The sequence below is a fragment of the Rubrivivax rivuli genome (genome assembly GCF_004016505.1).
Taxonomy (GTDB): domain Bacteria; phylum Pseudomonadota; class Gammaproteobacteria; order Burkholderiales; family Burkholderiaceae_C; genus Rubrivivax; species Rubrivivax rivuli.
The window spans coordinates 1-255 of record NZ_SACR01000029.1; the positions used below are offsets into that span (position 1 = coordinate 1).

Genomic DNA, 255 nt, shown 5'->3' on the forward strand with positions numbered 1-255 from the left:
GCGCGAACGTGCTGCCCGATGCGGGCACCGTCAGCGTCGTCAACGGCGCCACGCTCAGCCTCGGCGGCAACGACAGCGTCGCCACGCTCACGCTGGGCGGCACGCTGGCCGGCGCCAGCACCCTCACTGCCGACACCACGCTCGCCAGCGGCGCGCTGGTGCAGGCCAACCTGGGCGGCAGCAACCTCACGGTCAGCGGCAACGCCACGCTGCAGGGCACCGCCGCGGCCACCACGGTGCAGATCGATGGCGGCA

Annotated in this window: 1 protein-coding gene; it reads left to right on the forward strand. The window is 74.1% G+C overall.

The window, feature by feature from the left end; genetic code table 11:
- The coding region (locus EOE66_RS21900; RefSeq protein ID WP_164885221.1) for a hypothetical protein at nt 1-255 on the forward strand (255 nt) is incomplete at both ends.